Source organism: Saccharopolyspora sp. NPDC000995 (assembly GCF_053599315.1).
In genome coordinates this window covers 75,265-94,710 of record NZ_JBSFLZ010000003.1, presented here as the reverse complement: position 1 = coordinate 94,710, position 19,446 = coordinate 75,265, and the positions used below count along the sequence as shown (strand labels likewise).

The following is a 19,446-nucleotide window of genomic DNA, read 5'->3' as shown; positions in this document are numbered from 1 at the left end:
GTTTCGCACCCGCTCGGCTGCGCAGAACGAGTTTGGAAACAGGCTTCGAACGCCGAAGGAGCATGACGATGACGAACCCGTTCGAGGATCCGGCCGCGGAATACTACGCACTGATCAATGAGCAGGACCAGTACTCGTTGTGGCCAGCCGCGATAGCCGTGCCCGCCGGGTGGACCATCGCGCACGGCCCGGCCAGCCGGGAGTCCTGCGTGGACCACATCGAGGTGAACTGGACCGATATGCGACCCGCGCGCTGACCATGCGGACCTACACCGTGCGCCGCTACGACGAGTCGCGCGGCGAGTTCGACGTCGACTTCGTGCTGCACGACGAGTACGTCGGCAAATCCGGGTGCCCGAAAAACGGGTGCCGGCGAGCTGAGGGGAAAACGTGGCTGCGGTCAACGAGAGAAACCACGACGTGCTGGCAATCGGTTTCGGACCGTCCAACCTGGCGCTGGCCATCGCCATCGAGGAGCACAACCGCACCGCGTCCGAAGTGGACCGCCTCGACGGCGTTTTCTTCGAGTGCCAGGCCGCGTTCGGGTGGCACCAGGGGTAATCGTGGGGCACAGCGGGAATGGTGTTCGGCCGGGTGCGGTTGTAGGCACTGATGGAAACTGATGCGTCCCCGGAGCACACAGAGTCGGGCAGTGCGACCGCAGAGCAGGACAACCCGATCAAGGGCTTGGCCCGTGGCGACTCGCCTGTGGCGTTGTCGGTGCTCGACCTGTCCACCGTCGGCGTCGAGCACAGCCCTTCGGATGCCCTGCGCACCACCACCGAGCTCGCCCGCAGCGTCGAGCAGTGGGGGTTCCACCGGCTGTGGGTAGCCGAGCACCACGGCATGCCCGGCATCGCCAGCTCCGCGCCCGCCGTGGTGATCGCGCACCTCGCCGCGCACACCACCAGCCTGCGCCTGGGCTCCGGCGGCGTGATGCTGCCGAACCACGCGCCGCTGGTCGTCGCCGAGCAGTTCGGCACCCTCCAGGCGCTGCACCCCGGCCGCATCGACCTCGGCATCGGCCGCGCACCGGGCACCGACCAGGCCACCGCTCGGGCCCTGCGGCGCACCACCGGGCCGCTGTCCGCCGACGACTTCCCGCAGCAGCTCGGCGAACTGATCGCCTTCCTCCACGACAACTTCCCCGTCGACCACCCGTACGCCGCGATCCAGTCCGTGCCGCACGGCCCCATGCCGCCGGTTTGGCTGCTCGGTTCCAGCGGCTTCAGCGCGCAGCTGGCCGGGGCTCTCGGCCTGCCATTCGCCTTCGCGCACCACTTCAGCGCGCAGAACACGCTGCCCGCGCTGGAGCTCTACCGGCAGTCCTTCCAGCCGTCGGAAGTGCTGGCCGAGCCGTACGTGCTGATCGGCGTGCAGGCCGTCGCAGCCGACACCGACGAGGAAGCGCTGGACATCATCCGTCCCGTCGCGCTGAGCATGCTGCGGCTGCGGCGGGGCATGCCCGGCAAGCAGCCGACCCGCCGAGAGGCCCGCGAGTACCCGTACACCGAACTGGAGCAAAGCTTCATCGACAGCTGGCTGGCAGACGCCGTCTACGGCGCTCCGGAGACCGTTCGGGCCGGGCTCGACGAGCTGCGCGAACGCACCGGGGTCGACGAGCTGATGCTCACCGCGAACGTGCCGGATCGGGACAGCAAGCTGCACTCGTTCGAACTGATTGGCAAGGCGTACCGGATGATCTAGCCGCTCGCCAGTTGTCCTTGAAGCGGCGAAGCCGATTGACCCACGCATGAGAGGTGCTTACCCGCGGGTTCTCGGGGTCGTCTCGGGAGGATCCCGGACCAGGAGCGTCTGAGGGTTCCGCTGCGGGACCAGCTACGGAAATCGGTCACTAGAACAAGTTCTCAAGGTGTGCGCCGCCACTCTTGCCCGAGGTCCGACGCAGGCGCTCGGGACCGTGGCGTACGGTCTATTGACACCGGTCTTTCTAAGCACGAGGCGGGATTGAGGGATTGGCATGAAGCCTGGTGTGCTGGCCTTCTACCGGATCATGGCGTACGTCACCGCGGTGCTGTTGATCCTCCTGTGCGCCGCGATGGTGCTCAAGTACGGCCACTTCGTCGGTTTGTGGTCGGAGGGTTCCTCGACCCAGCAACTCGGTGAGACGTGGACCTTCCGGATCGGCGTGGCGCACGGCTGGCTGTACATGGTGTACCTGCTGGTCGCGGTGATCGCCACCACCCAGCTCCGCGCGCCGATCGGCCGGATGCTGCTGGTGCTGCTGGCGGGCACGATCCCGTTCGGCGCGTTCGTCGCCGAGCGCAAGGTGACGCACTGGCACGAGCTGCGGTTGGCGGGCAAGCCGATCACCGCGCCGCACAGCGTCGCGAAGTCGGAGGAATCGCACGCCTCATGACAGCCGCTCCGGAATCCGCTTCGCAGCCCGCGCCGACCGCCGGTCGTCGTCGCGGCGTGGTGGCCGCCTACCTGGCCTTGACCAAGCCACGTGTCATCGAGCTGCTCCTGGTCACCACGATTCCCGCGATGTTCCTCGCGCAGCGCGGTGTCCCGTCGTTGTGGCTGGTCATCGTGACGCTGTTCGGCGGCGCCATGTCCGCCGGTAGCGCCAACGCCCTCAACTGCGTCGCGGACTCCGACATCGACGCCGTGATGAACCGGACCAAGAAGCGCCCGCTGGTGCGCTACGAGGTACCGCGCCGCAACGCGCTGGTCTTCGGCATCGTGCTCGGCGTGGTGTCGTTCGCCTTGCTGTGGCTGGGCGCGAACCTGCTGGCGGCGATCCTGGCCACGGCCGCGCTGTTGTTCTACGTCTTCGTCTACACGCTGGTGCTCAAGCGCCGGACCTCGCAGAACATCGTGTGGGGCGGCGCGGCCGGCTGCATGCCCGTGGTGGTCGGGTGGGCCGCCGTCACCGGCAAGGTGGAGTGGCCCGCGCTGGTGATGTTCGGCGTGGTGTTCCTGTGGACACCGCCGCACTTCTGGTCGCTGGCTATGAAGTACAAGGACGACTACGCGCGCGCCGGGGTGCCGATGCTGCCGGTGGTCGCCACCGCGCGGCAGGTGTCGGCGCGGATCCTGGCCTACAGCTGGGCCACGGTGGGCTGCACGTTGCTGCTGGTGCCGGTGACGAGCTGGGTGTACGTGGCGTTCGCGGTGCTCGGCGGGGCAGCGTTCCTGATCGTCGCGCAGCGGCTGCACGCGGCGGTGCGCAACGGCCAGGCCTTCAACCCGATGAAGCTGTTCCACCTGTCGAACTCGTACCTGGCGCTGCTGTTCGTGGCCATCGCGGTGGACGCCGCCGTCGGCCTGCCCGTGCTGGGCTGAAGCAGCACCTATCACGTTTGGCGCGAACGGCCTGTTCGTCTCGCTGGAGGAGGCGAACAGGCCGTTCGCTTCTTCCGGGCTTTCGGGCGGAGGGGGGTGAACGGACCGTTCATCTCGCTAGAAGGGGTGGAGAGGCCGTTCGCTTCGCCCAGCACCCGGCCCGTCGACTACAGGCGCGGCCCGTCGACTACAGGCGGAGGTGGAGTCGGAGGGCGCTCTCCAGCCTGGCGAGGGTGTTCTGCGACAGCGTTGCGATGCGGTTGCCGCCACCGCGATGGCGCGCCTTCTGCTGGGCGTACTCGTCGACGAAGGTGACGTCTTCGTCGGTCAGGCTCACACTCACCTTCATGCCGCGATGCTCCTGCTGCCACTCGCTGTCATACCGCCGTCATACCGCTGTTTCACCTGGTAGATGTCGTGATCGGTTCGGGCGCGGTGGCGCGCGGTGGCGCGCGGTGGCGCCCGAAACCACTCATGGGAATGACCAGCGGAACCGTTCAGCGCACGATCGGGAAGATGCCTGGTGCGCCCCGCCCGGTGGCCGCATCGACGAAGGCGATCGGATCCGCTGTGGCGGCGAGCAGGTGCACCGCCTCGCGCAGCGGTTCGCCCTCCATCGGCCCGGGCATCGGGAGGTCCAGCGCGGTGGCCATGTCGAAGTAGTGCACCACCGCCTCCATCACGAAGATCCGCAGCGCCTCGCCCGCCAGCACCACGGCAACACCGCCGTAGTCGACGCGTTGGTTCAGATCGGCGCCCCGCAACGCGGCGACGACCTTCGGGGCCACCTCGGTGAACTGAGCGACCAGCTCGCCGGTCGAGGTCGCTGCGGCCTGCTCGGTCGCTTGGTCGCGGAGGAGGTCGGCATTCTGCTCGGCGACGCCGCCGGACTGCTGCATGAACGCGAGAAGCTCGGCTGCGTCGTTGTGGGTCACCTGTCCCTCGGCTTCCGGCGCGTCCAAGGCCGCGCCGGTCCCGGCCGGGAATCCGCTGTGGTGGGCGTAGACGTCCTTGACGGTCCAGCTCGGCAACCGGGTCGGCCGCCGCCACCGTGTCTCGTCGAGGCTGCTGCCCAGCTCGGCCCAGGCCCGCCACGCTTGATCCAAGGCGTCGATGATCATGCTTCTCCGATCAGTTCGAAGGTCACGCACGCCCGGCCGCCGAAGCGGTCGGCGTGCTCGTGGACGGCTGCTTCGAGGAAACCGCGGGCGTGCTCCTCTCCCACGGATCGCACGCCGACCTCGGCGGCGCTGGCGATTTGCTCGGCTTCGCGCAGCGGCGCGGCGTCCTCCGGCGTTACCCCCTCGATGCCCGCCTCGCCGCGCGACACCAGCAGGTAGGCGACCTCCCGGCCGCTCGCGGTCCAGGCGGCTACCGCGCCCGAGCAGCCGTACTCGAGGTCGTCGGGGTGGGCGACGATGGCCATTGCGCGGCGCCAGTCCTGCGGCATGGGCTTGAGGGCGTCGGCCATCGCGTCATCCTCCCAAAGTTCCGTTGGTACTAGTTCATTCTGGGGTTGCGCAGAACAACTGGCCACGCAATTTCTGGTCCTCCGCAGGAATCATCGCTTTGGTGAGTCCCTTTTTTCCGGGCCCGAGGTCGACCGCAACCGAACTTGCTGTTTCGGCTGCTCAAGGCACGAGAGTGCGTTTCGGTGCGATAGCCCTGCGAGCGCTCACGGGCCGTTGCTCACCGGTTCGGAGCAATCGGTGCGGGGAACCGCTTTCGCTGCGCTGCCGTCAAACTCCGTGAATCCCGCTTGAACGGGGTTTGGCGGTACTAGGCTTGCTGATCATCAACGGGTCACTCCGCGACAGCGGAGAGCAGCGAGGCGGGCGAGGTCATGCGCGACGAGCCAGGGCACGACGAGCGGCAGCCGGAAACCGGCGAGCCGGTCGACGCCGCGCGGCAACCGGAGGTGCTGGCGGGCGAACCCGCAGTCGAATCGGCCGAGAAACCGCCTGGATCGGCCCGATCGGAGAATGACCCGGTTGAGCCTGCGAAAGGGGCGGCTGAGGCGGCCAGAAAACTTGTCGGGCCGCCGGAAAACCCGGCTGAGCTCGGGACCGACACCGCTGATTCGGCGGTCGAACCGCAATCCGGCGAGCAGCCCGAGGAATCCGCCGAGCCGTTACCCGACGCACCCCCGGACCCGGTCGCGCAGCTGGCTGAGGCGGTCACCGCGCTCACCGAGCAGATCCGCGAACACCACGAGCGGGCCGCCGCCCGCGAGCGCGTCATCGACAAGCTGCACGCCGAGGTGGAGAGGCTGCGCGCCGGGGAGCAAAACCTCGTGCTGCGCCCGATCACCAAGGACCTGCAGAACCTCCGCAAGGATCTGCTGCACCAAGCCCGCCTGCTGCCCGCCGAAATCGGCCGCCAGCAGGTCGTGGACCTGCTCGAATCCTTCGCGCTGAGCGCGGAGCAGGCGTTGGAGCGCTGCGGCAGCGCCCCGATCCGACCGGAGATCGGCGCCGATTTCGAGCCGCGCGAGCACCGCGCCATCAAGGTCCTCCCGGCCGACGACCCCGCTCAGCACGAGCGGATCGCCGTCGTCGTCTCCGACGGATACCTGGACACCACTACCGATCGCGTGACCGTCCCCGCGCGGGTGCACGTGTACCGCTGGAGCGCCGAAACCGCGCCGACCACCGAGAACGACCCGCGAGCAGAGGGGATGAGCGCAGATGTCTGACGGAGACCTGAGGGTGTTCGGCATCGACCTGGGCACCACCTATTCCGCCATCTCGTACGTCGACGAGACCGGCCGACCCGCGGTTTGCCGCAACACCGACAGCAACGAGACCACGCCCTCGGTGGTGTTCTTCGAGAACGAGTCCAACGTGGTCGTCGGGTCGGTGGCGAAGAACTCCGCGATCATCGACCCGGACCGGGTGGTGTCGCTGATCAAGCGGCAGATGGGCAGCGACGCCGAGTTCGAGTTCGACGGCACCACCTACACCCCGGAGTCGATCTCGGCGCTGATCCTCAAGCAGCTCGCCCAGGACGCCGCCGCACACACTGGTGGCGAGGCGACGCGCGCCGTGATCACCGTGCCCGCCTACTTCGGCATGCTGGAGCGCAGCGCGACCAAGAACGCCGGTCAGATCGCCGGACTGGAGGTGATCGGCATCGTGCCGGAGCCTGTGGCGGCGGCGCTGCACTACGAGGCGACCACCGACGCCGAGGACAAGACGATCCTGGTCTACGACCTCGGCGGCGGCACCTTCGACACCACTGTGATCCGGGTGTCCTCCGACGAGATCGTGGTGATCTGCACCGACGGCGACGACAACCTCGGCGGCGCGGACTGGGACACGCGGCTGCGCAACCACCTGCTGGCGAAGTTCCTGGAGCAGGCGCCGGAAGGCACCGAGGCCGACGACGACGAAGAGTTCATGCAGTCGCTGGCCACCACCGCCGAGGAGACCAAGAAGCAGCTGTCCAAGGCGGAATCCCGCGCGGTGGCGCTGCGAGGCGCCGGGGTCAGCGCCCGCGTCGAGGTGACCCGGGCCCAGTTCGAGGAAGAAACCCAGGACCTGCTGGACAAGACCGTCGACATCGTCAAGCGCACCCTGGCGACCCTGCAGGAGAAGCAGCCCGGCACGCAGATCGACGACGTGCTGCTGGTCGGCGGATCCACCAAGATGCCCGCGGTTGCCCAGCGGCTGCGCGCCGACTTCGACTGGGACCCGAAGCTGCACGACCCGGACCTGGCGGTGGCCAAAGGCGCCGCGCTGTACGCGCTGGGCCGCGTGGTGCACCGCGAGATGACCGAGGCCGCCAAGCAGGGCGCTACAGGTGTCGCGGAAGCGGTGCAGACCGTGGCGCAGCAGACCGGGATCTCGGTCAAGGCGCTGGAGAACCTCGCCGCCAAGCAGACCCGGAACGTGCTGCCCAAGGCCTTCGGCGTGAAGCTGGTCGACACCAGCGACCAGGGCTGGCAGCAGAAGCCGACGAAGCACTTCGTCAAGCACCTCGTGCACGCCAACGACTCGCTGCCCACCGACGAGCGCGTGCTGGAGGCGGCCACCGTCGAAGACGGCCAGACCGGGGTGATGATCGAGCTGTTCGAGCAGTCCGGGGTCGTCGCCGGGCCGGACCTGGACGAGAACAAGCCGATCAACGAGGGTAAGGGGCTCATCGACGGGTTGCCGCAGCTGCCCGCCGGATCGCCGGTGAACATCCGCATGACGGTCGACGACGAGGGCCTGCTGGAGTTGACCGCCACCGAGCCGTCCACCGGCAAGTCGCTGGACATCAAGGTCAGGGTGAGCGTGCGCAGCGACGAGGAAGTCGCGGAGGCAAAGAAGGTGGTCGCCGGGATTACGGTCTCCGGCTGAGAGCCCGCACCAGGGCCAGACTCCCGCCCCGATGCGCCAGATTCACCGCGTCGGGCCTGTCCTCCGCGAGGTTGCCCGGGGTGCGGGGTGTCCCCGCAGGACACAGTTGAGAACCTGCGGCGGCTGCGCCACGTCCGAGATGAAGATCGAGCAGAAGTCAAAGACAGGACCCGATGCAACCCTTCGATCCCAAGGCCTACGAGCGCGAAGTGGTGCGGCCGCTGCGGGGACGCAGCGGCCGATTACCCGACGACCTGCTGACCAGGTACGCGGTCGAGCCGGGCTTCTCCGACGCGGAGTTGGTGCAGCGGCTTGCCCAAATCCGTTCGCACTGGAACAAAAGCGCCCAATCCACCGCGAAGTCCAGCTTCACCACCAGCGTCTACAAGGCGTTCCTGCGCGAGGACGAGGAGCTGCGGCGCGCGCACGGCGACGCGATGTCCGGCATGTCCTGGTGGCGCAACCGGAACAACGACCGAGCCGGCACCAGCATGCGGCAGATCGACGAACTCGTCGGGATGCTGAAGGCGAACTTCGGCGAACTCGGCCTGATCACGCCCGGCCAGCTGGCGGCGATGCGCGAGACGTTCGGCCAGCTGGCGCCCGCCGAGGTCGACCGAGCCCTGGACAAGGCCGGGGTGCAGACCGTGACACCGCGGGAACTGCCGAAGGCCAGCGGCCTGTCCGAGACTCTGTTCCGGCGGTTGAAAGCCCTGCTGGGCGACGCTGAAGTCACCGGGATTCCCGAACTCCTGCACGGCAAGCTCGAAAGCTACCGGCTCCTGGTGGACTTCGACAGCACCCCGTCCTTCCCGACCGGGCTCACCGCGAAAGCCATCCAGCAGGCAATCGACCGTGAGAACCGGCGCTCCGGAAACCAGGCCGCCCGCGAGGCGCTCGGAATCCTAAACACGGCGCTCGGCAAGGACGGCGCGGACCTCCGGCTGCTGGCGCTCTACCACCTTCTCGACGACGTGCGCCGGCTCCGCGAGAACGGCGCACCCGCCAGCGCGCTACTGAAGGTGCTCGGCCGAAGCGGGCTGGACGCGGGCGAGGTCCGGCAGGTCGTGGTGAGCCTCCTCAGCGAAACCGGCGCCACCGCGCCGCCGGTCACCGGCCTGCAGAAGGTCACCGAACTGCTGGCCGACGGCCAGCTCATCGCCGCCCAGCAAACCCTCGCCGCGATAATCGACACCGACGAGGTGACCGCCGCGAAAGCGGCCGTCGACCGGCACGCGGAGCAAGTGCGGCAGCTGCGCGAAGCCGCGCACCGCGCGCTGCGCGGCGGAGCCGACGGCGAAGCCCGGCGCCAGCTTGGCGAAGCCGTGCGGCTCGCCGCCGACGACGACGCGATAGCGGCGGAACTGCGGCGGATCCCGCTGAGCCCGGTCGACGCCGTGACGGCGCAGCCGGAAGGAGTCGGGGTGCGGGTGTCGTGGCGGGCGTTGCCCGACCACGACGACGGCACCCGGTACCGGGTGGTGCGCCGAGCCGGGCGGATGCCCGCCGACGCAGACGACGGCGACGTAGTCGCCGAAGTCGGGGAGACGGCGGTGGTGGACGCCGCGGTGGCGGCCGGTGGGAGCGTCGGGTACGCGGTTTTCGCCACCGGGGACGGTGGCGTCTGGTCCCGGCCGGTCGGGGTGACCATCGACGTGCTGCCGCCCGTGCACAAGGTGCGGTTGGCCGTTCGCGGCGGGGCGGTCGAGGGGAGTTGGGTCGTTCACCGGGACGCCGTCGGCGTGGACGTACGGCGCCGTCGCGACGGGGGATCCGCGGACGTTCCGGTGCCGACCAGCGGTGGCACGGCCTTTCGTGATTGCGCAGCGGACGCCGGTGGTGACTGCACCTACCTGCTGACCGCTCGGTATCGCCGCCCGGACGGCACCGAGGTCTCGGCCGAGGCCGTGCCGGTGCGGCACACCGCGCGGGTCGCGGCGACGCTGCCGCCGGTCACCTCGTTGGACGCGCGGCGCTTCGGCGGCGAGCTGGTGCTGTCGTGGGTGTGGCCGGAAGACGTCCGGATGGCCGAAGTGACCTGGACGAACGCGTTGGCCGACACCGGCGGCGGGCAGCTGCGGTTGACCCGGCAGCAGTACCAGGCCGACGGCGGTTGCCGCATCGACGCCGGGCCCGGCACCGTGCGCGCGCAGGTATCGGCGATCGCGACCGCCGACAACGGCGAAAGCCGGTCGCTGCCCGCCGTGCTGGAGGCGCCCGGGGCGCCGCCGCAGGTCAGCTACCGGGTCGAACGGCAGAGCCGGTTGTTCGGCACGAGCACCGCGCGCGTCGTCCTGACCGCCGACCAGCCGGTGCCGGACTGCACGGTGCTGGTGGTCGTCGCGCCCGGCCGCGTCATGCCGCTCAAACCGGACGACGGCCAGGTCCTGCACCGCGGCGTCCACGATCTCCGTGAACCGCTGGAGCTGACCGTCGAACTGCCGCGCCGGAAACCGTTCTGGCTGCGGTGCTTCGTGCACGCCGCCGGTATCGAGCTGATCGATCCGCCGATCTCCCAGCTGAAGGTGTCCTGATGCACATCCTCGATGCGGCACAACCGACCCCGAAGCCCGTCGCCTCCCAGCGAGGAGTTCCGCAATTTCAATGGAAATCGGAGGTCCGTTTTCCATTGGAATTGCGGTGGAACGGGGTGGTGGGGCGGTTAGCCGTGCGGAACGAGTCCGGGGAAGGCGCCTGATGGCCAAACTCGCCTGTCCCTACTGCTACCACCGGTTTCCCGGGAGCAACCTGTGGTTCCAGTGCACCGGCCGGCCCGCACCCGGCAAGGAGAAGTGCCGGAAGGTCGTCGACCCCGAACGGCAGCGGCTCACCGGCTACGCCCCCGCTTCCTGGCCGACCTTCGCCGCACCGAAGGCCCTGCTCGGGCGCACGCCGCGCCGGGCGCCGTGCCCGGACTGCGGCACGGTCAGCGGTATCCGAGCCTGCCCGGTGTGCCACACACCGCTGCCCGCCAACTTCGCCGACGGCCGCAGCCCGCTGATCGGGGTTGTGGGCGGCAAGAACGCTGGCAAGACCGTCTACACCACGGTGCTGGTGCACGAGCTGCGGCACAACATCCGGCGCCGCTTCGACGCCGACATCTCCTTCGCCGGGGAGCTGGCAGGGGTCGGTACCGCCCAGTGGCTGGAACGCTACGAGCAGGCACTGTTCGACGACCGGGCGCTGTTCGAGTCCACCGCCAGCTCCGCCGACGGCATCCGCATTCCGCTGGTCATGCAGTGGAGGCAGCCGCGCGTGCAGTTCGGCCGCCAGGTGCACAACACCACGACGCTGTCGTTTTACGACGCCGCCGGCGAGGACATGACGACCCAGGAGTTCGTCAACAGCCAGGCCTACCTGACCGCGGCGGACGGGCTGATCGTGCTCCTCGACCCGTTCCAGCTGCCCGGCGCGCGGGACCGGATCGCGGTGCCGGACGTCGGCCGCCGCGACGCCGAGCCGCCGATCAACGTGCTCAACCGGGTCACCGAGATGCTTCGCTCCAGCGTCGGGCTCAGCGATCGCAAGAAGATCGGCATCCCGATCGCCGTGGTGTTCTCCAAGATCGACGCGTTCTTCGGGATGCTCGGCGACAACCATCCGCTGCTGCGCCCGCCGGCCACGGGGCCCGAGTACGACGAGGCGGGTGGCCAGGACGCCGACGAGCACCTGCGGGCGCTGCTGGCCGAGCTCGGCGCCGACGACCTCGACGGGCATCTGCGGGCGCATTACCAGACGTTCCGCTATTTCGCGGTTTCCTCGCTGGGTGCGGAACCGGACTATGGCCGCAAACAGATCGACCCGGCCGGGGTGCGGCCGTTCCGTGTGGACGAACCACTGCTGTGGCTGCTCAGCCACTTCGGGATCATCGAAGGGAGCCGACGATGAGCGGGCGCGAGTTCCAGTCGCTGTACTACACCGACTGCCGGCCGGGCCAGGGACTGCGCGGCGGCGCGGGATTCCAGTTCCAGGCCGTCTCCTCGGGCACCACCGACGAGATGATGACCGTGGTGCAGCGCTCGGCGCTCTACGAGGCCCCGGTCGGCTGGATGCGCGAGAAGCGCGAAGTATCCAACTACCCGCCTTCGCTGGTCCACGTGCACGGCGCCGTTTACGCGACCGCCCGCGGGATCTACCTGGGCGCGGAGACCGGCGGCGTGCGGGAGGGCAACCAGTTCACCCACGCGCTGGCCACCGCCGACCCGCAGCTGTACGGGCCGATCCGGCCCGCACAGCTGTGGGGCGCGCAGTGGTGGGTCGAGGAACCTGCGGAGACAACCGAGTGCGAGGCGGTGCCGGCCGAACCCGAGGCTGGCCCGTTCGGCGTCGAGGCGCTGCGGGACTGGGTGCTGGGCCAGCAGGACGGCGAATCCTGGTTGCTCGCCGTGCAGTCCGCGATGGACCGGGTGCACGACGAGGGCGCGCCCCGGCTGGTGTTCGTCAGCGAGGATGCGGAGACCGCGGTGCGCTGGATCGCGGCCGGAACGCTCCTGCTGCCGCAGGAACGGGCACTGCGGGTGGGCTTCCGGGTGTTCGCGACAAATCCGCAGTACAGCGGCCACGAGGTGCTGGCGGTGCACCCGGATTGGGCCGGATCGCTGGCCGACCCGGACCGCAACTCCGACTACGCGGTGTTCAACCTGGTCAGCGGCGAGCACCGGAAGGTCGAGCCGACGGCCGCCGCCCGGCATTGGGTGCCGCGCTTCCTCGGCGCCGACCCCTACGACGTGGTCGACGCCATCGAGCTGTCGCACCAGTTCGCACGAGGCCGGGGCGGGAAGCTGCCGATCGCGGCGGACCGACTGGCCGCCGGGGTGCTGATGCTCGACGAGACCGTGTCCGGGCAGGATTGCGCGCTGGCGCTGGCCAAGTGGCTGGTCTCCGCGCCGCCGGTGTCCGCGACGGACGTCGTCGAGCCGGTGCTGGATGCCGTGCTGGCCGCCTCGCCCGGGCTGCCGGTGCTGGCGAAACTGGCGGAGACCAACACGGCACAGGCCGGGCGGGTGCGGATCGCGTTGCTGCGCGCGGAGCTCGACGAGATCGTGCGCGGCACCCCAGCCGACGCCCGGCCGCCGTTCGCGCCGCAGCCGTGGAGCCCGGACGAGGCGGAGGAGACCCGCGTCCTGGTCGAGGCCGCCGCCGGCGCCCTCGCCCCCGAACGGATGGACCTGCTGCTGCGGACCGCGACCAGGTTCGACGTGCGGCCCCGGGTGGGGCAATTCGGCGAGGCCGCCGGGCGATTCGTCGAGTGGTGGGCCGAGCACCCGCACGTCGGTTTCGACCCGGCGCGCTGGACGTGCGGCCTGGAGATGACCGACCTGCTGCGCGACGCGCTGACCCGCCGCCTGAGGGGCCCGAATTCGGCCGCTGTCGCCGAGGCGATCAACGACCGCTGGTGGCGGCTGCTCTCCCCGACTCTCAGCGACCCCTTCATGCCGCTGGATGCGGCGATCGCAGCAGCGGCGGTGGCCGCGGGCGGCACGGCCCGTCAGGAGACCATCGGGCGCTTCCGCGAGCAGCTGCGCGCACCGGACAGGCCGGGTACCGGCGAAGCGGTGTGGGAGGCGCTGTTCCGGAATTCGGCGCCCACCATGGCCGAGGTGAAGGACTTCCTAACCGCCCTTCCTTCTACGGCTGTTTCGGATTCCTTGGCGCAGAAAGCATTCGCGGCGCTCGAGAAGTCCAAAGTGTCCGGTCTCTACCTGGACGTCTTGCGGATGCTGGGGCACCACATCGGCGACCGGGAGGCCCTGCGCAAGCTGTGGGAGGAGGACAGCCGGCTGCGGTCCTGGCTGAGCACTTTCACCCGCAAGGGCGCCGAAACCGATGCTGGGGTGCTCAAGGACGTCTCCGAAGAGGTCTTCACCGCTCGAGCGGACCAGATCATCGCGACGCTGATCGGCGCCTCGCCGCAAGCCACGCTGGACGCCACCGAGCAGGGCGGTGAACAGCTGCAGAAGATGCTGGTCCACGCGCTGCCCGCGGTGTGGAACGACGAGCAGGCCGAGCCGTCGCGGCGGGACCAGGCGGTCGTGCTGGCGTTCCTGACCGCCTGGCACGACACCACCTCCGAAGAGGTGCGGAAGGCGTTCGACAAGGCCCTGGAGCGCTGGGCCGGCAAGCACAAGCAGTCCGACTACCGGCGGATCAGCAAGCTGCTGCGCGGCGTGGCGGCCGAGGACGCCGCCGCCTGGCACGAGTGGTTGCAGGAGTACTCGCAGCAGAAGCCCAAACCGACCCGCACCCGTGAGCTCGCTCTGCGGCTGTTCCGCAGACGGGAGAAGTGATGCCGTACATCGTCGGCGGCATCCTGCTGCTGTGCTTGGGGCTTTGGGTCGCCTCGGTGGTGATCACCATCGCCGCCTGGCTGTTCCCGGTCTTCATGCTGATCGGCAGCTCCTGGGCGTTCGTCGCGACGTGCCAGGTGCTGCTGGGGCGCGGTTGTCGGCCTCCGGTTCTGGTCACGCCCAACGACGTGGTCAACGGCACCGCAGGGCTGCGCGAGCCGAAGGGGCCGTTCCCGCGCGACTGGGCCTGGCCGAGCTACCTCGCCGCCCAGTGGCGACGCGACCTGATCGCCGCCTGGCACAACGGTTGCGGTTTCATCGTGCGCGGCTGGCGGTGGGGCTTCAACTACGGCGACGGCAGCAAGCTCAAGTGGGTGAGCATCGGCATCACCATCCTGGTCTGGTCCGGCGTCACGCTGGGTGCGGTGCTGGGTGCGGTCGAGGTGGCGGTCATCGGCGCGATCGCGCTGGGAGTGGGTTGGCTCGGGTGGGCCGCGATGGTCGGCGTCCTGCGGGGCTACGACCACGTCGTGCGGCGGATGCGGAAGGCCAGCGGGAGCTGCCCGGTGTGCTACCACGTGATGGCAGTCCCCGCCTACCGGTGCAGCGGGTGCCAGGTGGTGCACCACGACATCCGGCCCGGCGTGCTGGGTGCGGCCTCGCGCACCTGCGGGTGCGGCGCGAAGCTCCCGACGACGGTGCTGCGGGCGTCCCGGAATCTGGAGGCGCTTTGCCAGCGGTGCGACCGGCCGCTGCGGGGCGGCTCGGGCGCGGTCACCGACATCCGGGTGCCGGTCTTCGGCCCGGTGTCGGCGGGCAAGACCCGGCTCGTGCACGCGGGTCTGGTCACGCTGCGGGACGTGGCCGCCGCCGAGGGCGTGGTGCTGGACTTCGTCGACGACACGAGCAGGCAGGCCTTCCAGCACGGCGAGCAGCTGATCGCCAGCGGCGGCGACACCGCGAAGACCCCGGCCGGGCAATTGCCCCCGGCGATCACGGTCCGGTTCACCCGCGGCGGTTCGGGGAAGTCCCGGGGCCAAGCGCTGGTGCACCTCTTCGACGCGGCCGGCGAGTTCTACCTCGACCGGGACGACAACAGCGAGCTGGAATTCCTGGACCACGCCGGGGGACTGGTGTTCGTGGTCGACCCGTTCGCCATCAGCTGGGTGCGCGACCAGCTCGGCGGCGCGCTGGAATCCCGTCTCGTCGAGGCGCACCCGGCCAACGGCGATCCCGAGCAGGTCTACCACGTGACGGCCCGGCGGTTACGCGACTACGGGGTCGATACCGAACGGCGCGCCCTGGCGATCGCCGTGGTCAAGGCGGACCTGCTGACCGACCTGCCGTGGGCCGCCGACCTGTGCGCCGGGGCGGTGCGCGGCTGGCTGAACACCGCGGGGCTGGACAACCTCGTGCTGGCCGCGGAGCGGGACTTCGCCGAGGTCCGCTACTTCGTGGTCTCGTCGGTCACCGGGACCAGGCCCGGCCACCGGCTCACCCCGGCCGGGCCGTTCCGCTGGCTGCTGGGGCGCGGCGGTTTCGCCCTCGGTCGCGACGAGAAACCGACCACGGAGGCGGTATGAGCATTCGTCCCCCGGTCAACTACCGGGTGTCCCGCTGGTTGCTGGTCGTGGTCTTGGCGATCGCGATGCTGGCCAGCATCCTGTTTTCGGCAACCAGCTGCGCCGGCGTCGTGACCTCGGTGCTGAACAATGGCTGACGAGCTGGTGCTCGGCATCGACCTCGGCACCACCTACCCCGCAGTGGCGTCCATCGTGGACGGTGAGGTCGGGGTGGTCCGCAATCGGTTGGGCGAGCTCACCACGCTTTCGGTGGTGCACTTCGCGTCCGCCGACACGGCCGTGGTCGGCGCGGCGGCGCGGGACAACTGGATCCGGAGAACACCGTCAAGCTGATCAAATACCGTATTCGAGCTGATGTTCCACGGCGCGAGGCACACGCCGGAGTCAGTGTCGGCGCTCATCGCCGACGAGTACCGCGACTGGAGCGACTGCGCCGGCGACCTGGAGGCGCGCTGGGACAAGGACGGCTGCTGACCGTGGCAACCCTCTGGGCCACCGGCACCATTGGCTCGTCGTTGCGGCAGTACTACGACTACCATCGCAACGACCCGGTGCCGGCGATCGCGGCACCCTGGGCGGTCGCGTTGAGCCAAGAAGCCGCGTTCGCGGACTTCCCGAAGAGCTCGCCGGGCGCACTACCGAGACCTGCGTCACCGGAGCATGTCGCGACGCGGCGGGCACTTCATGGCGCATGAGAGCCGGCGCAGGTGGCTGACGAGCTGCGCTCCTTCATTTGTCCACCGAGGACTGAAGGTTCATCTGGCGGGCCTCTGCGGCCACCGGTGGCGGAGGCCCGTCCCGGCGCCTCCTCTAATGCCGGAATAAGCGCATTCGACCGAATATTCGGCTTCCCGTTATTCGAGGGCGCGGAGCCGCGAAGGGAGTGATCTGTTACACCAACGGTGTATGGCTGGTCACGTTGCGATAACGATAAGTTGGGCCGTGAGGATAATGGTATTGGCGGTTGCCGCGCACAACCATCGAGGTAAAACCAAACGACGGTCGTTACGCGGCTCATGGTGCACCAAACGTCTTGGAGGTTAGCGATGGTCGCGGCGCTGAAAGCGCACGCAGCATGGTTGGTGAACGTGCTGGGGGTGAACCGGAACCCGCTGCGCAGGCCCATCGATCGACTGGCGGCCGGCATCACGGTGCTGCTGCTCATGGTTGCGCTGATCGCGGTCCCCGCGTCCGGTCTGTTCGGTGCGTCACTGCACGCCGACCTGACGCAGCGGGCGGCGGAATCAGCAACCACCACCCAGCCGGTGACCGCAACGCTGACCACCCGTCCAGCGCTCAGCGTCCCGGTCTCCGAGGCCTACAGCCAGGACTCCCTCAGCTCCACGGCGGTCGTCGAGTGGCGCATCGGGCTGCAGTCGCACGCCGCGACCCTCCCGGTGCCGGCCGACAGCTCGCCGGGCGACACACTGACGGTGTGGGTCGACCAGGCGGGCGACAGCGTGCCACCGCCGGCGAGCGCGGGCTCGATCGCGACCTCGGCGATCTTCGCCGCGATGCTCCTGCTGCTGGTTATCGAGCTGGCCTGCATCGCCCTGATCGCCGGAACCCAGAACCTCGCCCGCCGCATGTCCATGCGGGCGTGGGAACGCGAATGGGCGTTCCTTCAGCACGGCGGCACCTGGTCCCAACGGTAAATTTCCCGTTCTCAAACCTGGTTCCCAGGATCGTCCCGCGGAGCCGGGCATCCGAGGCCGGGCGGGCGATGACCGCGGCGCTGCTGGACGGAAGGGCTGCGCCGGACGAACCAAGGGGCGCCGCTTGCGAATGGCAAGTCCCCACCGGTCTGATGGAATCCGCCTGACGTTCCGGCACGTAAGCGCCCGTGAGCGCTTTTCATTGCTGCAGAGGTTTTCCAGGCTTGCGTGGAGGTGCGGGTGGCGGAACCTCAGACGCCCTCTGGTCTCCGCGATCCCTGTGTTCCACACGGCTTCGGGCTGTCCTCGCCAGACGACATCTGAGAACCCGAGGCGGTGCCGCTGCGAGGGTGGCTAGCCGCTGGCACCGCTTGGCAAGGGCCCGCGCTACCGCACCATGGACGATCCCATCCAACTCACGGCCGAGACCAGCGGGCACGTCAGTTCGGTCGGGGGGCCACCACTGCGCGGTAGGGGGCGAGCATCTTGCCCAGCCACGCCACGCCGATCGGGGTGTCCAGGTCGATCTGCAGCTCCGGTTCGTCGCCGTCCAGGCCGTCGCCGCCGCAGCGGTCGCCGAAGAGCACCAGCGCCGGGTTCCCGGTGTCCCTTTTGGACGGCCAGATCAAGCCGTCCGCCCATTCCGCCTGCGAGCGGATCCAGACCGCCCACGCCTGGGTCCGGGCGTAGGCGTCCTCGCCCTCGGCATCGACCAGCCACGAATCCTGTGCAACCGCGGCAAGATCCGGTGCCGTCAGCAGGCTGACCAGGTTCAGCTCCCGGGCGGTGCGCACCGCGCTGAGCCGCCGCTCGGCGATCTGCGCCCGGCGGATCAGCCGTTGTCCGTTGCCGCCGAACCCGAGGTTGCGCATCAGTACCTCGGCTAACGCCGTCGTCACGTGCAAGCCCGCGTAGTAGGTGGGAAACGGATCAGCCGAGGTTCCGTCGAACCGACCGCCCGCCGACCCGTTGCCCGCCTGCGCGGGCTTGAACTCGGCCGCGTGCCGGGTGCGGAAGTGCAGCCGGAACAGCGTGGTATCGGCGGGCAGCACGTACTTGTTCGGGGCGGCTTCGAACTCCGGTGGTGGTGTGGCCTCCGGCATGCTCACACCTCCGCCGAGTCTTCGCGGGCGGCGTCGATCAGCGCCCGGTCGGCGATCTGCCCGATCAGCTCGGCGGGCACCCCGCCGAGCCAGTCGTTGGGCCCGAGCCACCAGTCCGCCGCGCCCCACGGGTCCTCCGCGGCGTGCAGGTAGCGGTTCACGGTCCGGACCAGCTCGCGGGGGGCGCCGGCGGCGTTGAACTGGAACGCGGGCCACCGGCTCGGGCCGTCGTCCGAAGGCAGCCGGATCAGGTCGGGGTCGGCCGGATCCGCCCCGGCGGCCTGGACCTGCTGCTCGTTCAACGAATCCGCCGCGCGCAGCCGATCCAGGTCGGGGTGCGGCGCGGAGCTGGTCAGCTGGTCGCGCAGGTCCGCGCTCAGCCGCTGCCAGTCCACCGTCGGCCGTCGGAACCGCGACTGGGGCTCGGCCAGCGCCTGCCGGACCGGGTGGGTCATCGGCAGCGCATCCCCCAGCAGCGAGGCGATGTCCTCGGCGATCAGCGCCGAGGTCTCCGAATCAGCCGCGTCCTGCAACTCGGCGACCAGCGCGACCAGCCGGGTGAATGTCTCGGGATCGAGCCGGTCGGCCACGTCGTCCCACTCGGTCGCCAGCGCGTCCAGCATCCGCTGTTGACTCAAACGCCGACCTCCTCTCCGATGGGCGGTGGTTCCGGTGCCCGCGGTTGCGCGCAACCCGACGGGATCCACGAACCCAACACCCGCCCAGTCAACACCAAGATCCAACGAACCGGGGCGGCGAAGCCGGGATTGCTGAACTCGGCAGCCGCACCCTAGCCGTCGGCCGGGCAGAACGCGGGTTCCCGACCTCTCCCGCGCACAACCGCAGCGTGAACTTCGACCCGCCACCGGGCTGGTTGCCCGCCTCGATGGTGCCGCCGCGCAACGTCGCATTCTTCATCGCGATCGACAGGCCGAGTTCGCTGCCCTCCGACCGGGTGCGCGCCGCATCGGCTTTGTAGAGCCGCCCGAACACGTGTGGCAGCACCTCCTCCGGCAGGCCGGGACCGTGGTCGGTGACCCTCGACGCCGACCTGCTCGGCGGCACTCCGCAGGCGTACCCGCACCGGCGGCTCGCCGTGCCACGGCGTTGAACATCGAACCGCCCGCCGGTCAAACAAGCCTGGGCCGCCGAGCGCGGCGGTGTCG

General features: G+C 69.6%; 21 protein-coding genes. 15 read left to right on the top strand and 6 right to left on the bottom strand.

Annotated features, from left to right (window positions below):
* Positions 1–68 precede the first annotated feature (68 nt).
* The 5 genes from ACWDKQ_RS02480 (at position 69) to ACWDKQ_RS02460 (ending at position 3,309) form a co-directional block, all read left to right on the top strand.
* Positions 69–257, top strand: coding sequence for an MbtH family protein (locus tag ACWDKQ_RS02480; protein WP_450136989.1), 189 nt, complete (start codon positions 69–71; stop codon positions 255–257).
* Positions 258–390: 133 nt separating this feature from the next.
* Positions 391–561 carry a SidA/IucD/PvdA family monooxygenase gene (locus ACWDKQ_RS02475; RefSeq protein ID WP_450136988.1) on the top strand — a complete coding sequence of 57 codons (171 nt, stop codon included), beginning with the start codon at positions 391–393 and terminating at the stop codon, positions 559–561.
* Positions 562–612: 51 nt separating this feature from the next.
* On the top strand, positions 613–1,707 hold the full coding sequence (locus ACWDKQ_RS02470; RefSeq protein WP_450136987.1) for an LLM class flavin-dependent oxidoreductase: 1,095 nt from the start codon (positions 613–615) through the stop codon (positions 1,705–1,707).
* 274 nt (positions 1,708–1,981) lie between these two features.
* Positions 1,982–2,380, top strand: a complete 399-nt coding sequence (locus tag ACWDKQ_RS02465) for a DUF3817 domain-containing protein (RefSeq protein ID WP_450136986.1) — start codon at positions 1,982–1,984, stop codon at positions 2,378–2,380.
* The gene (locus ACWDKQ_RS02460) at positions 2,377–3,309 is read left to right on the top strand and encodes a heme o synthase (RefSeq protein WP_450136985.1); all 933 of its coding nucleotides are present in this window, start codon (positions 2,377–2,379) and stop codon (positions 3,307–3,309) included. The genes ACWDKQ_RS02465 and ACWDKQ_RS02460 overlap by 4 nt, the downstream gene beginning before the upstream one ends.
* Positions 3,310–3,496: 187 nt before the next feature.
* Here the strand turns inward: ACWDKQ_RS02460 and ACWDKQ_RS02455 are convergent, their stop codons facing one another.
* The 3 genes from ACWDKQ_RS02455 to ACWDKQ_RS02445 form a co-directional block, all read right to left on the bottom strand.
* The gene (locus tag ACWDKQ_RS02455; protein ID WP_450136984.1) at positions 3,497–3,658 is read right to left on the bottom strand and encodes a hypothetical protein; all 162 of its coding nucleotides are present in this window, start codon (positions 3,656–3,658) and stop codon (positions 3,497–3,499) included.
* A gap of 148 nt (positions 3,659–3,806) precedes the next feature.
* Positions 3,807–4,430 (bottom strand): maleylpyruvate isomerase N-terminal domain-containing protein, encoded by a 624-nt coding sequence (locus tag ACWDKQ_RS02450; protein ID WP_450136983.1) that lies wholly within the window; start codon positions 4,428–4,430, stop codon positions 3,807–3,809.
* Complete coding sequence (locus ACWDKQ_RS02445) at positions 4,427–4,780, bottom strand: PIG-L deacetylase family protein (RefSeq protein WP_450136982.1); 354 nt, start codon at positions 4,778–4,780, stop codon at positions 4,427–4,429. Before ACWDKQ_RS02445 ends, ACWDKQ_RS02450 begins: the two co-directional genes overlap by 4 nt.
* Before the next feature lie 372 nt (positions 4,781–5,152).
* Between ACWDKQ_RS02445 and grpE the strand changes: the two genes are divergently transcribed.
* The 10 genes from grpE to ACWDKQ_RS02395 all read left to right on the top strand — a co-directional run bounded on the left by grpE (position 5,153) and on the right by ACWDKQ_RS02395 (position 17,177).
* On the top strand, positions 5,153–6,004 hold the full coding sequence (gene grpE, locus ACWDKQ_RS02440; RefSeq protein WP_450136981.1) for a nucleotide exchange factor GrpE: 852 nt from the start codon (positions 5,153–5,155) through the stop codon (positions 6,002–6,004).
* Positions 5,997–7,652 carry an Hsp70 family protein gene (locus tag ACWDKQ_RS02435; protein WP_450136980.1) on the top strand — a complete coding sequence of 552 codons (1,656 nt, stop codon included), beginning with the start codon at positions 5,997–5,999 and terminating at the stop codon, positions 7,650–7,652. Before grpE ends, ACWDKQ_RS02435 begins: the two co-directional genes overlap by 8 nt.
* A gap of 173 nt (positions 7,653–7,825) precedes the next feature.
* Positions 7,826–10,186: a hypothetical protein gene (locus ACWDKQ_RS02430; RefSeq protein ID WP_450136979.1), complete on the top strand. Its 2,361-nt coding sequence runs from the start codon at positions 7,826–7,828 to the stop codon at positions 10,184–10,186.
* 163 nt (positions 10,187–10,349) lie between these two features.
* Positions 10,350–11,540, top strand: coding sequence for a TRAFAC clade GTPase domain-containing protein (locus ACWDKQ_RS02425; RefSeq protein WP_450136978.1), 1,191 nt, complete (start codon positions 10,350–10,352; stop codon positions 11,538–11,540).
* The gene (locus ACWDKQ_RS02420) at positions 11,537–13,939 is read left to right on the top strand and encodes a GTPase-associated protein 1-related protein (RefSeq protein WP_450136977.1); all 2,403 of its coding nucleotides are present in this window, start codon (positions 11,537–11,539) and stop codon (positions 13,937–13,939) included. Before ACWDKQ_RS02425 ends, ACWDKQ_RS02420 begins: the two co-directional genes overlap by 4 nt.
* Entirely contained in the window at positions 13,939–15,522 is a 1,584-nt protein-coding gene (locus ACWDKQ_RS02415; RefSeq protein WP_450136976.1) for a TRAFAC clade GTPase domain-containing protein, read from the top strand. Before ACWDKQ_RS02420 ends, ACWDKQ_RS02415 begins: the two co-directional genes overlap by 1 nt.
* On the top strand, positions 15,519–15,659 hold the full coding sequence (locus ACWDKQ_RS02410) for a hypothetical protein (protein ID WP_450136975.1): 141 nt from the start codon (positions 15,519–15,521) through the stop codon (positions 15,657–15,659). The genes ACWDKQ_RS02415 and ACWDKQ_RS02410 overlap by 4 nt, the downstream gene beginning before the upstream one ends.
* Complete coding sequence (locus ACWDKQ_RS02405) at positions 15,652–15,855, top strand: Hsp70 family protein (protein WP_450136974.1); 204 nt, start codon at positions 15,652–15,654, stop codon at positions 15,853–15,855. The genes ACWDKQ_RS02410 and ACWDKQ_RS02405 overlap by 8 nt, the downstream gene beginning before the upstream one ends.
* A 143-nt stretch (positions 15,856–15,998) precedes the next feature.
* Entirely contained in the window at positions 15,999–16,217 is a 219-nt protein-coding gene (locus tag ACWDKQ_RS02400; RefSeq protein WP_450136973.1) for a hypothetical protein, read from the top strand.
* A 351-nt stretch (positions 16,218–16,568) separates the two neighbouring features.
* Positions 16,569–17,177 (top strand): Rv1733c family protein, encoded by a 609-nt coding sequence (locus tag ACWDKQ_RS02395; RefSeq protein WP_450136972.1) that lies wholly within the window; start codon positions 16,569–16,571, stop codon positions 17,175–17,177.
* Between the two features lie 440 nt (positions 17,178–17,617).
* On the opposite strand, the gene ACWDKQ_RS02390 is transcribed toward ACWDKQ_RS02395, so the two are convergent.
* The 3 genes from ACWDKQ_RS02390 to ACWDKQ_RS02380 all read right to left on the bottom strand — a co-directional run bounded on the left by ACWDKQ_RS02390 (position 17,618) and on the right by ACWDKQ_RS02380 (position 19,345).
* Positions 17,618–18,280, bottom strand: coding sequence for an RES family NAD+ phosphorylase (locus ACWDKQ_RS02390; protein ID WP_450136971.1), 663 nt, complete (start codon positions 18,278–18,280; stop codon positions 17,618–17,620).
* A 2-nt stretch (positions 18,281–18,282) separates the two neighbouring features.
* The gene (locus tag ACWDKQ_RS02385) at positions 18,283–18,918 is read right to left on the bottom strand and encodes a hypothetical protein (RefSeq protein WP_450136970.1); all 636 of its coding nucleotides are present in this window, start codon (positions 18,916–18,918) and stop codon (positions 18,283–18,285) included.
* 88 nt (positions 18,919–19,006) lie between these two features.
* Entirely contained in the window at positions 19,007–19,345 is a 339-nt protein-coding gene (locus ACWDKQ_RS02380; RefSeq protein ID WP_450136969.1) for an ATP-binding protein, read from the bottom strand.
* Positions 19,346–19,446: the final 101 nt, after the last annotated feature.

Excerpts from the sequence above, each read along its gene's own strand:
- ACWDKQ_RS02480 (WP_450136989.1), top strand. The coding sequence starts at position 69 with ATGACGAACCCGTTCGAGGATCCGGCCGCGGAATACTACGCACTGATC.
- ACWDKQ_RS02470 (WP_450136987.1), top strand. The coding sequence starts at position 613 with ATGGAAACTGATGCGTCCCCGGAGCACACAGAGTCGGGCAGTGCGACC.
- ACWDKQ_RS02465 (WP_450136986.1), top strand. The coding sequence starts at position 1,982 with ATGAAGCCTGGTGTGCTGGCCTTCTACCGGATCATGGCGTACGTCACC.
- ACWDKQ_RS02460 (WP_450136985.1), top strand. The coding sequence starts at position 2,377 with ATGACAGCCGCTCCGGAATCCGCTTCGCAGCCCGCGCCGACCGCCGGT.
- ACWDKQ_RS02455 (WP_450136984.1), bottom strand. The coding sequence starts at position 3,658 with ATGAAGGTGAGTGTGAGCCTGACCGACGAAGACGTCACCTTCGTCGAC.
- ACWDKQ_RS02450 (WP_450136983.1), bottom strand. The coding sequence starts at position 4,430 with ATGATCATCGACGCCTTGGATCAAGCGTGGCGGGCCTGGGCCGAGCTG.
- ACWDKQ_RS02445 (WP_450136982.1), bottom strand. The coding sequence starts at position 4,780 with ATGGCCGACGCCCTCAAGCCCATGCCGCAGGACTGGCGCCGCGCAATG.
- grpE (WP_450136981.1), top strand. The coding sequence starts at position 5,153 with ATGCGCGACGAGCCAGGGCACGACGAGCGGCAGCCGGAAACCGGCGAG.
- ACWDKQ_RS02435 (WP_450136980.1), top strand. The coding sequence starts at position 5,997 with ATGTCTGACGGAGACCTGAGGGTGTTCGGCATCGACCTGGGCACCACC.
- ACWDKQ_RS02430 (WP_450136979.1), top strand. The coding sequence starts at position 7,826 with ATGCAACCCTTCGATCCCAAGGCCTACGAGCGCGAAGTGGTGCGGCCG.
- ACWDKQ_RS02425 (WP_450136978.1), top strand. The coding sequence starts at position 10,350 with ATGGCCAAACTCGCCTGTCCCTACTGCTACCACCGGTTTCCCGGGAGC.
- ACWDKQ_RS02420 (WP_450136977.1), top strand. The coding sequence starts at position 11,537 with ATGAGCGGGCGCGAGTTCCAGTCGCTGTACTACACCGACTGCCGGCCG.
- ACWDKQ_RS02415 (WP_450136976.1), top strand. The coding sequence starts at position 13,939 with ATGCCGTACATCGTCGGCGGCATCCTGCTGCTGTGCTTGGGGCTTTGG.
- ACWDKQ_RS02410 (WP_450136975.1), top strand. The coding sequence starts at position 15,519 with ATGAGCATTCGTCCCCCGGTCAACTACCGGGTGTCCCGCTGGTTGCTG.
- ACWDKQ_RS02405 (WP_450136974.1), top strand. The coding sequence starts at position 15,652 with ATGGCTGACGAGCTGGTGCTCGGCATCGACCTCGGCACCACCTACCCC.
- ACWDKQ_RS02395 (WP_450136972.1), top strand. The coding sequence starts at position 16,569 with ATGGTCGCGGCGCTGAAAGCGCACGCAGCATGGTTGGTGAACGTGCTG.
- ACWDKQ_RS02390 (WP_450136971.1), bottom strand. The coding sequence starts at position 18,280 with ATGCCGGAGGCCACACCACCACCGGAGTTCGAAGCCGCCCCGAACAAG.